The organism is Listeria booriae, assembly GCF_000766865.1.
GTDB lineage: Bacteria > Bacillota > Bacilli > Lactobacillales > Listeriaceae > Listeria_A > Listeria_A booriae.
Map to the genome: position 1 here is coordinate 16,520 of NZ_JNFA01000011.1, position 14,742 is coordinate 31,261.

General features: G+C 42.3%; 6 protein-coding genes. 4 read left to right on the plus strand and 2 right to left on the minus strand.

Features of this window, described 5'->3' with window-relative positions; all coding sequences use genetic code 11:
- Positions 1-18 precede the first annotated feature (18 nt).
- Both EP57_RS03400 and EP57_RS03405 read right to left on the minus strand, forming a co-directional pair.
- On the minus strand, positions 19-1,443 hold the full coding sequence (locus EP57_RS03400) for an MBOAT family O-acyltransferase (protein ID WP_036084260.1): 1,425 nt from the start codon (positions 1,441-1,443) through the stop codon (positions 19-21).
- 221 nt (positions 1,444-1,664) lie between these two features.
- Positions 1,665-4,280, minus strand: a complete 2,616-nt coding sequence (locus EP57_RS03405; protein WP_036084261.1) for an immunoglobulin-like domain-containing protein — start codon at positions 4,278-4,280, stop codon at positions 1,665-1,667.
- Between the two features lie 216 nt (positions 4,281-4,496).
- On the opposite strand from EP57_RS03405, the gene EP57_RS03410 reads away from it, so the two are divergent.
- The 4 genes from EP57_RS03410 to EP57_RS03425 all read left to right on the plus strand — a co-directional run bounded on the left by EP57_RS03410 (position 4,497) and on the right by EP57_RS03425 (position 14,316).
- Entirely contained in the window at positions 4,497-5,957 is a 1,461-nt protein-coding gene (locus tag EP57_RS03410) for an AcpB/EbpR/MafR family transcriptional regulator (protein ID WP_036084263.1), read from the plus strand.
- Positions 5,958-6,523: 566 nt separating this feature from the next.
- Positions 6,524-12,868: an immunoglobulin-like domain-containing protein gene (locus EP57_RS03415; RefSeq protein ID WP_159106411.1), complete on the plus strand. Its 6,345-nt coding sequence runs from the start codon at positions 6,524-6,526 to the stop codon at positions 12,866-12,868.
- 60 nt (positions 12,869-12,928) lie between these two features.
- Complete coding sequence (locus tag EP57_RS03420) at positions 12,929-13,639, plus strand: polyphosphate polymerase domain-containing protein (RefSeq protein ID WP_036084265.1); 711 nt, start codon at positions 12,929-12,931, stop codon at positions 13,637-13,639.
- The gene (locus EP57_RS03425; RefSeq protein ID WP_036084267.1) at positions 13,639-14,316 is read left to right on the plus strand and encodes a DUF4956 domain-containing protein; all 678 of its coding nucleotides are present in this window, start codon (positions 13,639-13,641) and stop codon (positions 14,314-14,316) included. Before EP57_RS03420 ends, EP57_RS03425 begins: the two co-directional genes overlap by 1 nt.
- The last annotated feature ends 426 nt before the right edge of the window (positions 14,317-14,742 follow it).

Consider the following 14,742-nt stretch of genomic DNA (forward strand, 5'->3'; position numbering starts at 1 on the left):
AGTAATTCTCCTCACGTTTTAAAATCTGAAATAAATGAACGGATTAAATGTTGAACCAACGACCAACGCCACAGAATACACAAAAATGAACGCCAATACGGCTAATGTAGCAATATCTTTTGTGATGTGTAACGCGCGATGTTTTTGCATGAAAGTAAGTAATTTATCACTCGCAAAAAAGTTCTTAACAAGCGGCGTACACGCAATAATTGCAACAATAAGCACCATGTAATATTCGTGCATATAGTACGTTGCCCTTGCATCCCAAAACGCGCCAGAACCAAACATGGAACATAAATAGGTCCAAATATCGCTCACATTATCAATTCGGAATAGTAACCAGCCAAAAACAATGACAATCAATGCGTACACATGTTGCAATGCCGCTGGAACTCGCAGTAATGCTTTACCTAAAAAGGCTTTTTCCAGCATAATGAATGCGCCATAATACGCGCCCCACAGCAAGAAATTCCAACTAGCGCCATGCCAAATACCAGTAGCCAACCAGACAATCGCCAAGTTCCGGTATATTTTAATAGGAGAAACACGATTTCCGCCTAACGGAATGTATACATAATCCTTAAACCAAGTTCCAAGCGAAATATGCCATCTCCGCCAAAACTCAGAAACCGACTTCGCAATGTACGGGTAATTAAAGTTCTCCAAGAATTTAAATCCAAACATCCGTCCAAGCCCAATCGCCATATCCGAATACCCAGAGAAATCAAAGAAAATTTGCAAGGAATAGAAAATCAGCCCAATCCAAGCCGTCCCAACAGATAAACTACCGCCCTGACTTTGAAAAATCTGATCCGCGACTAAACCACAGTTATTCGCAATGAACATCTTCTTCGCCAATCCGATAATAAAACGCTTCACTCCGCTCGTAAATAAATTCAAATCAACTCGGCGACTCTCAATCTGATCCGCAACCGTTTGGTAACGAACAATCGGTCCTGCCACGAGTTGAGGAAATAATGATATGTATAATGCAATATTTAACGGATTTTTCTGTACTTTGCCATCCCCTCGGTATACATCGATAACATAACTAATCCCTTGGAACGTATAGAACGAAATCCCGAGTGGTAACGCAATCATTTTCCAATCAAAATTAGCGCCAAACAATGATTCCATATTAAATACAACAAAATTCGCATATTTAAAAATTCCAAGAATAATTAAATTCCCAATAACCATCAGCGTGATGACTAACTTACCATGTTTTCCCTCACGCTTCGCCTTATCGGCAAGTATACCAAACACATAGTTGAGCGCAATCGAAAGTAGCATGACATAAAGAAACTTCGGCTCTCCCCAAGCATAAAAAAATAAGCTGGCAAGCAGCAAAACAATGTTTTTTAGCTTTCTTGGTGTAATGAGATAAATGACTAAAACACATGGTAAAAACACAAATAAAAATGTCGTCGTACTAAATAGCATATTTTCTTCTCCTTTTTTCTGCGTTTAATATAATGCCTATCAAAGCCTATTTTACTATGCTACTAAGTAAAACACAACAAGATTTTACGTTACAAATATAACGGTTACAAGATATGTACATTTCGTACTTATACCTCCGTACAGATTCTTCATTCACAATCAAAAATCGAGCTTGCCCCTCACGCTTGGATAGCGCTTTTGGGACAAGCTCGATTAGAAACCTATCTAAACGGGACACTGGTGCGTGATACTTGGGTACTCCCTACGTACAATGCAACCTCCACACGTTGATTGGCCGTAGTCACAAAACCATTGGCATAGATTTGGAAGGTTTTCGTCGTAGGGGCAAGTGTACCATTTTTAACTACTACGCCGTCCACGAGGAGTGACACTTTCGTAATGGCCTCCAAATTGGTAGCAGTATACGTCCCCGTGATGTAGCTACCTCCTAGTTGGTATGGCGTAGCGGTGATACTATAACTTCCGCCAGGAGATACAGTGACAGTCGCCCGTTTTAATTCTGTGGTGTTGTTAAACAAGGCCACTTCCACGCGTTGAGTGGCTGTCGTGACTAAGCCTTTGGCATAGATTTGGAACGTTTTCGTGGCAGGATCAAATGCGCCAATCTTAACTACCACACCGTCGACAAGAAGAACCACTTTGGTGATAGCTTCTAAATCGTTGCCCGTGTAGCTTCCCGTCACGTTATTTGTTCCTAGCTGGTACGCCGTTGGGGTCAACGTAAAATTGCCGATGACATTCACTGGCGTACGTTTTACTTCGGTCGTTCCGATATACAGGGCCACTTCGACTCGTTGGCGCATGTTCGTCACAAATCCATTCGCTGCGATTCGGAAGGTATTATCACTCGTATTTAGAGCACCATTTTTGACAACGACACCATCCACGAGAAGCACAGCTTTTGTAATGGCTTCCGTGTTTAGGCCTGCATAGCTCCCCGTCAAGTTCGCATTACCGATTTGATAGGTAGCTGTGTTTAATGTATATGCATCCGTGACAAAGACGGTTGCCCGTTTCAGTTCGTTTGTACCGTTAAATAGAGCGACTTCGACACGTTGCTTACTGTTGTTTACGAGACCACCTGCTGCAATTTGGAACGCTTTTGTGGTGTTATTAAACGCGCCGTTCTTAACAACTACACCATCGACTAACAAAACTACTTTTGTGATTTGACTCAAATCCGTCCCCGTATACGTTCCCGTTACTAAACTGGTCCCCAGCTGGTATGTCGCGGGAGTCACCGTATAGCTACCACTCGGTCGTGCTGTGACGGTCACTGGTGCCCGTTTTAATTCGGTATTTCCGTGGAATAACGCAACTTCCACACGTTGATTCGTATTAGTAACAAAACCGTTAGCGGCAATTTGGAAGGTTTTCGTCGTATTATTAAATGCACCATTTTTGACGATGACACCATCGACTAACAAAACTACTTTAGTTATTTGGCTCAAATCCGTTCCCGTATACGTTCCCGTCACGTTACTGGTCCCCAGCTGGTATGTCGCTGGAGTCACTGTGTAGCTACCACTCGGTCGTGCTGTGACGGTTACTGGTGCCCGTTTTAATTCGGTATTTCCGTGGAATAACGCAACTTCGACACGCTGATTCGTATTAGTAACAAAACCGTTAGCGGCAACTTGGAAGGTTTTCGTCGTATTATTAAATACACCATTTTTGACAATGACGCCATCGACTAGTAGAACCACTTTGGTAATTTGGTCTAAATCTGTGCCAGCATATGTTCCCGTCACGTTACTCGTGCCGATTTGATACGGTGATGCGGTCAGTGTATAAGGATTTTTCTCGACAGTGATGGGCGACATATACTCCGTGCCAGCAATAGTTTGGAATACGCGAAGCTTCGTACCCTCTGCTTGTATCGGTATCGTGATGGTATATTTGCCATCCTTATCAGCTTGCCCCCGACCAAGAACCTGTCCATTTTCTGTTTGCACATGTGTTGGCGTATTCGGAGTTCCCGTTCCAGTCACCTTCGTACTCGCCGCTGTTACAGGATTTACTACTTGCGACCAGCCTATTAGTACTTCTTGCGGGTTACCCTCACGTAAATCATACTCCTGGAGGAAAAACTGCTTTGATCCCAGTGGTACAGGCCTCCAAAATTGGAGCCATATTGAGCCATCTGAAGCGTTTCTCCCCCAATAACCATCATCTTTAATACCAGTAAGTGCACCTGGCATTCCTATTCCCTCAATCTCGTATTCTGTTATTTTTGTAACAATAAACTTAGGCGGAACAGGTGGCAATGTATACGAAAAATGATACTCAAGCCCTCCCGATTTTACCATGCTTGTTAGTATAGTACCTGGCCGAACATTCGTAATATCTAAGATATAGCTATGGTCACTACCTGTTTTTCCTTGACTTAAAATAGCGCCAGTCTCTGTTCTGATTTGTATGTCTGCATCAGCAAAGGTAGACAGAACGAATTCTGTAGACGTACATCTTCGAACTTGTGTCCGATTTCCAACTGTCATTCTGTTCTTAGGCCCCGACAAGCCATTCAATTCTTGGTGTATATCAAGCGTTCCATTGTGGGCGACTGGGGCCCTAAGTGAAAACTCACCTGTTTTATCTGCGATTGTATCTGTTGTATTGCCTAGATAATCTGTTAGAATAATCTTCGCACCTGGTAAAGCAATACCTTCAATTGGATTATATGACGCAGTAATAATAATTGGATCGTTGATATCTTTCTGTTGAGCGGCTACTTGATGGGGATTCTGATTTATAATTCCCCACCATATCGCTAATACAGCACTTAATAATACCACTACTTTCAAACATGATTTCATTTTTTCTTCACCCTTTCTTTTTCATCTTACGTAGTTCTTCCAAATTATACTATGTATGGCTGACTATTGCTGTAGACATAATATGAATTATCGGCATCTAAAAAGCTCAAAGAAAACGCTTTCTATTCATCCTAAGCCAATGATTAGCGATTCAAATTTGACCCCACAGAAAAATTTCATTAGGATAGAGTTAAGTAACTAGGGGAGGTTTTACAAATGAAAAATATTATTCCCGCATCGGAGTATCGTCGGCTAAAGTTGCTGAACTTGCTGTTTTTCGCGGAGTCGCCAATCCCTAAGAAAGAAGCGGCGAACTTTGTGGAATGCTCCATCAATACGCTCAACGCCGACATCGAGACGCTTAATACGGCCATTCCGGATGATATCGCTCACGTAGATGAAATTGACCGAAAACTCACACTACGAGCTGCCACTAGAATTAATTTTGATTATTTAACGGCGTTCATGATTTCTACTAGCCATCTTTTTCAACTCGCGCTATCGGCATTCAACGAAGAAAACCAAACGATTTCAGAATGGGCGGAAAAAAATTTCGTGAGCCGCTCGACTTTTTATGTGAAATTGGCAGAAGTGGATACGTTTTTATCTCGTAATGGGCTTATTCTTAACACGACACCGCTTGAGATTCAGGGGAATGAAATCAATGTGCGTGTTTTCTACTACCACCTATTTAGTAAGTGTTATCCGTATTCTGGCTGGGTTATTGATGATTTCGGTTTTGAAACGCCCATCAATGCCTTTATACAAAAATTCGAAAAAAGCTTAAATATCTTCTTTTCACTTAGCGCTAGGACGGAATATGCGATTGCCATTGCAGTTACTTTAAAAAGGATTAAACAAGGGCATCCCGTTCGAGTCAGTGATGAGAATATGCAGTTTTGGCATGATGTGTATACGTATCATAATGTGACGGAAATGGATTTTAGTGACTTGGAAGATGCACTTGGGGAACCGCTTAGTCAGGAAGAACGTTATTTATTAATAATCATTAGCGCACTCAGCTACTTCACGTATGTGAATCACGAGCAGATGACGCTGCGCCTTTCCTATACAGAGAAATATCAACGGATTCGGCTTCATTTAGTCGAGGAGCTTCTGACCATTGTGGACGAACGCATTTCTGACACACTTGTTTTAAAAACGACTCTTGTTGACTATTTCGCACGGTTTTACTTTGTTCGAAAAACCAGTCTACTTCTGGATGTCGATTCCTTCACAAAAAAGTTCGTTCCTGACTCTATAGATAAGCAAAAGATCATTTCTACCTTGCAAAAATACGAATCGGTGCCAGATTATAGTTTTATTAAAGCTAATATGGATGTTATTGCGACGTATATTCATGATTTGTTCACTGCCGCGTTGATGATGGAAAGTTACACGAGTTCCCTTCATATTAAAATTATTGCTAAAAAAGGCTTCATGTGGGAAGAATTCTTGAAAGCTGAGATTCGCCGTCACTATTCGGAAGATTTCATCGTTTTTTGTGATGAACTCAATCCCAAAGAGCACTGGGCACAACATGATTTTATTATTAGCGATTTTCCGTTGCCCGAAGTTACCGATGTCGATGTCCTCGTTTGGCACATGCCACCGACCAAACGCGATCTGGCAGATTTAGATATGATTGTACGTGCGAAATATGGAACAATAGAATAAAAAACAGGATGCAGCTTTCGTTTAAGACGGGAGCTGTATTTTTAATGCATAAATATACATGTTCTCGTTTGCATTTTTTAGATGGCAGTTTTGTGAACGTCTAAAATACTTGTTTAAAATCCTTCGATATTTTAATGACTTGTAGGGGCTCTGAGGGTAAGATAAAGGTAGGCAAAGAAATCCGAAAGAGGTGAAAGATTCCCTGTACAAAAGCAAGCCTCCCGCGCAATCACCACGCCCTATCCCCTGTTAGACTGTGCAAAAACCACACCGATACTATTATTCCAAAACAGCCAATGAAATGCAAAAACAAAACGTAAACAAGTTCACATCAGAAAAGGAGGACATGACTACTACCACATAATATTTATGCATAAGTAGTTATAATTTAAAACATGAAGAAACGCAAAAATTTTAAAATGAAAGCTTTATCCTTGGCAATGATTTTTTCTCTAGTATTACCGAACTCTATTGGAAACCTCGTTTATGCCGCAGAGTCCCTCACTACTATACCCACGGAACAAACCACAAATACAGAGAAAAATTTCGCATTAAAGAAAGAATCCATGATTAAAACTAGTGCTGATGATGCCGAAGTTTCGAGTACAGCGGTCAATTTAACGAGTACAGGACTGGATTTACACGGTCCAGCCGCGACGGTACAAGGAACGTATCTACGTTTCACTGGCCTTGAATTACCGGCAGACGCCAAAATCACGAATGCTTATCTTTCGTTTACGGTACGCGATGCTTCAACGGCTGCGCAATCTACAATGCTTAATATTACAGGGGAACTTGGAACGCAAGCCGCTTTTGCAAGTACGGTCGCTTCTTTTACAAGTCGAACTTTTACAAATGCAGCAGTAAGTATGGCAACACCGGCTGTCGCAGCAAATAGTATTTTTAACACGAATGATTTGACTTCTGTTATTAATGAAATGCGAGCTAATACGGCAGATCTTAAAGATTATGTTTTTAAAATTAATGGGAACGGCGTTGGTTCATTCGTCATGCGCTCTTTCGATTCCAGCGCGACAATGGCGCCAAAACTAGTGATTGAATACACTTCTACATCAGGTGATTACGCGGCTAGTATTAGCAACACTTCTGATGACGCGGAAGAACGTGGCACAGCCAATGCGATCGACTTAAATACGGAAATGGAAATCGGTGGTTACACGTCAACAACATTGACACCGGCTAACAAAGAAATTTCAGCCTTCCGTTTTGGCAATGTAACACTTCCTGAAAACGCAAAAATTGAAGACGCTTATTTAGAATTCACAACAAAGGCAGTTACGGCAAATCGTAGCGCTAATCTCGCTATTTCTGCTGAATTAGGCAATCCCGCAACGTATGCCAGCACTGCTGGTAATATTAGTGGTCGTAATTATACGGCTTCCGCGGTGAAGTACGAGCAGCCTTCTTTCACGACAGCATCACAAACCGTTAGAACGCCGAACTTAAAAAACATCATTGACGAAACGCGCTTAATGGGTTGGCAAAACGGTAACGCGATGGCATTCAAAGTGGACGGTGACAACTATATTGGTAGCGTGTATCAAGGCGGTTCAGCCGCAGCGTATCAGCCACGACTTATCATTAAGTACACGTACAGCGAAAAAGACGCCATCGCAAGCGAAGTCACAAAAGATCCTGCATTAATGAAAAACCTATTTATCAACGAAGTCGCAAGTATGGGGACGGACAACCAGAAAGACGGCTGGATTGAAATTTTTAATAACAACGACGAAGCAGTATTTTTTGAAAAAGACGTTTTCCTATCTGATGATGCTGGCAATTTAGGCAAATCCGAGTTGAAAAACCTTTATATCCCTGCAAAAGGTTACCGCGTAGTGAAAGCTGACGGGACGCAAAACAATGCTTCTGTGAACTTCACGTTAGGCGACCGCGACGCGACGCTTTATTTAGCAACAAAATACGATAACACGCTTCACAAAATCGATACGTTCGCCGCGAAGAAAATGGCGTTCAATGAAACAAACGGCCGTTTTAACGATGCAGATAGCCATCTTGTTTCCTACAACGTCGGCACGTACGAGAAATCCAACAACGACGCAACACCAATTGTTCGCATCACGCCTAGTCAAGCGCCTGGCATGTACAAAGAAAGTTTCAACTTGACGCTAAACACGGATTCTATCAACACGATTAAATACACACTAGACGGTTCCACACCGAGCGAAACAAACGGCACGACATACACGAAAGCAATTACGATTGACAAAAACACCACAGTAAAAGCTTACGCCTACAACGCAAAACAAAATAGCGGCGTACAATCATATTTCTACGCCATCCGCGAAGATGCTGAAAACATCCCGCTTGCCACAAAAGAATTTAGCGTCAAAACAAGCGCAGACGACGCCAAAGTAACAGCCACGACGGTCAATTTGACAAGTACTGGTCTTGAGTTACAAGGAACGTTAAGCAACGTCGCACAAGATTCTTATGTTCGTTTTGCCGATGTTACTATTCCGGAAGACGCCGTGATTAGTAAAGCATATCTTGTTTTCACAGCACGCGACGCTTCAACAACCGCAACGAATTTGACGATTTCAGGTGAACTTGGTAAAGGTGATATTTTCACAAGCACAGTCGCTTCTTTCACAAACCGCCAATTCACAAATCAAACCGTGAAAACAACGACACCATCGAAAGTTGCTATTAACGATGTCTTAAACAGCGAAGACTTAACACCAGTCGTTAACGAGATGCGTTCAGCAAATCCAGACGCTAATAATCTTGTTTTCAAAATCAGTGGTGACAAAACAGGATCATACATTGCGCGCTCTTATGATTCTAGCCCTGCCATGGCTCCGAAATTAGTTTTAGAATATTACTCCGGTTCTGGTGATTTTGCTGGAAAAGTAGCAGCATACACAGATGACGCCGAAGAGTACGGCACAGCAAAAGCAATAAACTTGAATGCTAATTTAAGTATCGGCGGCTACTACTCCACAACATTGACTCCCACTTACAAAGACACATCCGCTTTCCGCTTTCTGAACGTCAACATCCCAGAAGGTGCTGAAATCGAAGACGCGTACATGGAGTTCACAACGTATAACACAAATGCTAGTAAAATTAGCTCCAACATGGAAATCCGTTCAGAATTTGGAGATCCTGCAGGTTACACAACAACAGCAGGCAATATCACTTCACGTAACTACAGCAGCATGGTCGTTAAATACAGCCAACCAGCATTCGCCGCTAGTAACCAAATCGTTCGTACAGCCAACCTAAAAGACATCATTGATGAAAATCGCCTCGCCGGCTGGAAAAATGGACAAGGAATGGCCTTCCGCGTTGATGGCGACAACTATATCGGTAGCGTTTATCAAGGTGGAACTGCCCAAGCTGCCCGACTTATTATCAAATACAAAAACAACAACAAAGGCGCAAACATCACAAACGCACTTGCAACACCAGACAAAATCAAAAACGTCTACATCAACGAATTATCGTCTGAAGGTACTGCCAACTCTAAAGCAGCATGGATTGAACTTTACAATGACAACGATGTTCCAGTCGTTCTAGGAAAAGGCACGTACATCACAGACAAATCGAAGACACTAGACAAATTCGAGTTTTCAAACCTTGTTATTCCGGCAAAAGGATACCGTATTTTGTATTCCGACAAAGCCCCAGAACTCGGCAATGACCACTTAAGTTTTGAAATTGGTGGTAGCGGTGACGTTATTTTATCCGCAAAAGTCGGTTCTGACATGAAAACAATCGACTCCATCAAATACACGAAACAAGCTTACAATCAATCATTCGGGCGTAAACCAGACGCTAGCAAGAATTTAACGCTATTTAGCTCCGATACATTCGGCAAAACAAATAACGTCGGTCAAACAAACTACCCGCTCCAATTCAGCAAAGAACGCGGCGTATATGACACTGGCTTCACATTAAGCTTAAGCTCCAATGCAGGCACAACTATCAAATACACCCTAGACGGAAGCGATCCAACAGGAACCAAGGCGCTAACTTACACAGGCCCACTCACAATTAGCAAAACAACTATCGTCAAAGCCTACGCTTATGATGCAGACGGTAATTCCGGTGTTATTTCAAGCAGTTACATCTTACGCGACAACTACAAAAATGAAATTCCAGTCGGCTACCAATGGCAATTTAAAAACACTATCACAAGTGATGAATATGCCGCAGCTATCGATGATTTCCCAATCGTATCTGTAACTGGTAATGTAGCAACGCTAGACGCTATTAACTACGCAACCGGCACATTCGAATTTCTAGATACACACACAAACAGCGGTGGCACGAACTACTTTAGCTATTCCGGAGCTAAAAAATTCGGACAAGTCAGCTCAGGTCAGTTTAACTCAGGCGTTGCCGTGAAATTCCACCGCGATTTCGGTGCCAAAAAAGCAAAATATAACTTCTTTGATCCAACACCAGGTGAAGCCTTCCCAGTCGTAGGCAAGTTCAGTAAATTAGAACTAAAAGAAGGTCAAGACGGCCCGCAAAATGACATTTACAATCTTGGCTACAATCGTTATGACGAAACCGTAACAGACACATTAGCACAACAAATGAACAAAATCGCACTGCACACGAAATACGTACAATACTTCTATAACGGTCAATACATGGGCGTTAAAACAATGCGTGAAGACTTCGGACAAAACATGTTTGAAGAATACTTCGGCGACAGCGATGACGACTATACAAAAATACGTTTCCAAGATGATTATTTCGCTCCAGGAAATGTCGAAGCCGGCGACGGTGACGCAGCCATTTTGACAAAAGTAAAAGCTTTAGCAACTGCGAAAAACTTGCAAGAATTTAAGAAATACGTAGACATCGAAGACCTTATTAAAACGCAGATTCTCTTCATGTTCATCGACACAGAACGCGAAGTTGATGCAGTCGTTTCTAATGATATTGCAAACGGCAATGGTGTCAAAATGAAATTCAACATCAATGACACAGACGGCGCTTTCTATAATAACGGCGGAACTGGAACAAGTTCTTCAGCCCTAGCAGGTGGCGGTGGAACATACCGCTTCAAATGGAATTCAGACACCATATCCAGAAACGGTGCCGGCGGATTCTTCGGTAGTTTTTCAGGAAACAGTACCGTACCAACAGCTGGAAATCTAGAATTCAAAACACTTGTCAAAGACCAAGTCTTGCAACAAATCGGACCTGCAAGTGGTGATTTCGCAGGCGCTGACGGTGCACCATTATCTGTTGCGAACGTAAGACAACTCATTTTAGACAATCAAAAAGAACTAGACGCAGCTTACAAAGTAGATGCCGCATTCATGGGCGCACGAAGCACAATGTATAAAGACTGGCTAACACTACAAACAAAAGTACAAAACCAAGTTCCCGATCGCGTGAAATTCTCTCTAGACATGTGGACAAAATACGGCATGGCACACACACTTCAAAACGTCAATGTCCTAAAAACAGGCACAGGCGTAACACTCGAAAATCCAAATGCCAACACCGACGTTTACTACACAACAGACGGTAGCGATCCAATGGGTGCAGACGGCGTCATCTCAAGCAAAGCCGTGAAATACACACCAGGAACCGTTTTAAGCAAAACAACACCGTTAACAATGCGTGCTTTCACAACAAACAACTGGGGTCCAATCAGCGACAATACAAAAGCAGCCGAAGATGCCCAAACCGAAGACACAGCAACAAAAGCCGTTTCTGAACTATTCACAGATAACAACCCAGATTCTGATTCACTAAAAGCTGCAACGGATCAAAAAGCCCTTGACGCAGCACAAAAAGCAGTCGATGCCGTTCAAGACACAACAGCCAAAGCAGCATTGCAAACACAGCTAAACAAAGCCAAAGAACTTTTTGCCAATAAAACAAGTGGTAGCATTACAACGAACGACTTTACAATTGGTACAGACAGCTATGTGAAAGGAACCTATGCTGGCGATGTGGCTAAGCTTGCACTCGAAGTAAATGGTGCACTGCTACAAATCATCACAGCAACCGGCAGCCCCTACCAATACTACGCCAAAGGCAAAATCAACGCGGCAACGGACACAGTCTACATGATTGCCTATGATACAAAAGGCACACAACTACAAAAAACAAAAGTCAATGTCCTAAAACCAGCAAGCGGTCAACTAACACCAAACGTTTTCTATCTCGGTAAAGATAACTATGTCACAGGCCTATTCACGGGCGATATCGCCAAAATCAGCTTGACGGTAAACGGAGTTGAAGGCACAAAAATCATCGCTTCAGCTTCAGAAATTAAATACTACGCCAACAACGTGATTCGCAACTTAACTGACATCGCGACGCTAAACGCCTACGACACAAACGGTAACCTACTAGATAGCAAAGCCATCAAAGTTGCCAAAGAAACACCAGCCGTAATTACAGACGTAGCACCATTCAAGCTAGGCACAGACGGCTACATCACTGCAAACTACACAGGCGACATTGCCCGAGTAGAAATCCAAGTCAACGGCGTGGCACTCCAACGCATCAACGTGACGACAGACAGCATTAAATACTACGCCAAACCCAACATCACGAAAACAACCGACGACGTCAAACTCGTAGGCTTTAACACAGCAGGCGTTGCTGTAAGCACCAAAACCGTTCCAATCATATCTACAGGCGGAGATATTACCGTAAGTCCGTTCACCATTGGAGACGGCTACATCAAAGGCCAGTACACAGGCGACGTTTCCAAAGTTAGCATCAGCGTGAACGGTGTGAAGCAAACAACAATCGCCGTTCCAGTACCGGGCCCAGACTTCCAATACTACGCCAAACCGCTCATTAAGAGCCAATCTGATGTCGTCACTTTATCCGCATACAACGCAGCAGGAACAACACTTAAAACTGTGACGGTCATCATCAATAAATAACACACTGAACAGCTCCCTGCCAGTCCTATGTGCAGGGAGCAATCTAAAAAGGAGAAAGCAATGCAAATTTTTGAACGAAAAGAAAAGAAGTACATCCTAGACGAAGATAAATATACCAAGCTTTTAGAACGGCTATCCGAATACATGACAGAAGACTCCTACGGCCTCCACACTATCTGCTCCCTCTATTACGACACACCAAATTATGACCTCATTCGACGCTCCAGCGAAAAACCCACCTACAAAGAAAAATTCAGAATCCGCAGTTACGGCACACCAGACAAAAATCAAAAAGTATTTTTAGAAATTAAAAAGAAGTTAAAAGGGATTGTTTATAAAAGACGCATTTCCATGCCATTAAGTAAAGCACATGCGTTCATGGAGGGTAACGAGAATATCGAATTCAGCGACAGGCTGAGCCAACAAATTAGCAATGAAATCAACTGGATGAAGCGCAAAGACCCTATCGCACCGAAAGTCATTATTTCCTATGATCGCCGAGCTTTTAGCGCCCACCAAGAAAAAGGTTTCCGCATCACCTTCGACGCCAAAATCAGATGGCGCAATGACGACCTCATTTTATCGAACGGACACGCAGGCAGCCCAGTTGCACCAGAAATCTATGTTTTGATGGAAGTTAAATCATTAGGTGCCTATCCCCTGTGGTTCGTTGACATCCTATCTGATTTAGACCTTTATCCATCCAAGTTTTCCAAGTATGAACAAGTGTATAGAAGATATTTATTAAGCGAGAAAGTAGGAATTATATAATGTTAGAAAATGTAGTCAAAGATGCAACGATGAATTTAGACGTATGGCAAATCATCATGTATAGCGGGGCTTCCGTTGTGCTAGGATTATTGGTGGCTTGTGTACACATGTATCGCAACACCTATTCACAAAGCTTTATTGTAACGTTAACGATTTTGCCGATTTTGGTACAATCGGTCATTATGCTTGTCAACGGGAATGTCGGTACTGGTATCGCAGTTCTCGGCGCATTCAGTTTGATCCGCTTCCGTTCAGTAGCAGGTGGCGCACGCGAAATCAGCAGTATTTTCTGGTCCATGGGAATTGGCCTGGCAACAGGAATGGGATATCTCGTTTACGCACTAATTTTCTCCGTATTCGTAGCCATTGTACTACTCGCCCTTACAAAATACCGTTTCGGAGCAAAAACAAAAGTAGCAGAACGCTCATTACGCATTTCGATTCCAGAAGATATCGATTACGCGAATCTTTTCGATGAGTTGTTACAAGAGTATGGCCACGAAGTTTTGTTAGAACAAGTAAAGACAACAAACATGGGCAGCTTAATGGAATTACGATACTATATCAAACTAAAAAACATCGCAGAAGAAAAAGAACTAATCGACGCAATTCGTACAATCAACGGCAATTTGCCAGTTATCTCAGGGCGTGTGTTGAGTACACGTGCGGAGCTTTAAATAAGACGAAAAAACACCCCAATCTCGAGTCAGAGATTGGGGTGTTTCTTTCAAATTATAGAGCCTGTCTCGTTTGTCGACATACTTAATCCCCAACAGAATTGGGAGTTCTGTTGGGGATTGGGAGGGGGTTTGGGGGGATTGATTATGTCTAGTGCCAAGGGGGCGGCGAGGATGACAGACTAATCAAAATAATTTCTATATTCAGTATTTCATGAGGATCTTGCTATTTTAAATGGCGAGATGGCTTTGGGATGGGCCGCTCTCGTTTACTTATCTATCATACCATATTGGTTATTTAATTCACCCATTTTCTTTCAAAAAGTGAAGTTTTTATCATTTTAATTCACATATTAGACACAAAAACGGTTTTGAAAATACAGCTTTCATTTAAATTAGTATTGACTTTTTATCAATAATATGTTT

Bases quoted from the DNA above. Each gene is read 5' to 3' on its own strand.
- EP57_RS03400 (WP_036084260.1), bottom strand. From the start codon at position 1,443: ATGCTATTTAGTACGACGACATTTTTATTTGTGTTTTTACCATGTGTT.
- EP57_RS03405 (WP_036084261.1), bottom strand. From the start codon at position 4,280: ATGAAATCATGTTTGAAAGTAGTGGTATTATTAAGTGCTGTATTAGCG.
- EP57_RS03410 (WP_036084263.1), top strand. From the start codon at position 4,497: ATGAAAAATATTATTCCCGCATCGGAGTATCGTCGGCTAAAGTTGCTG.
- EP57_RS03415 (WP_159106411.1), top strand. From the start codon at position 6,524: ATGATTAAAACTAGTGCTGATGATGCCGAAGTTTCGAGTACAGCGGTC.
- EP57_RS03420 (WP_036084265.1), top strand. From the start codon at position 12,929: ATGCAAATTTTTGAACGAAAAGAAAAGAAGTACATCCTAGACGAAGAT.
- EP57_RS03425 (WP_036084267.1), top strand. From the start codon at position 13,639: ATGTTAGAAAATGTAGTCAAAGATGCAACGATGAATTTAGACGTATGG.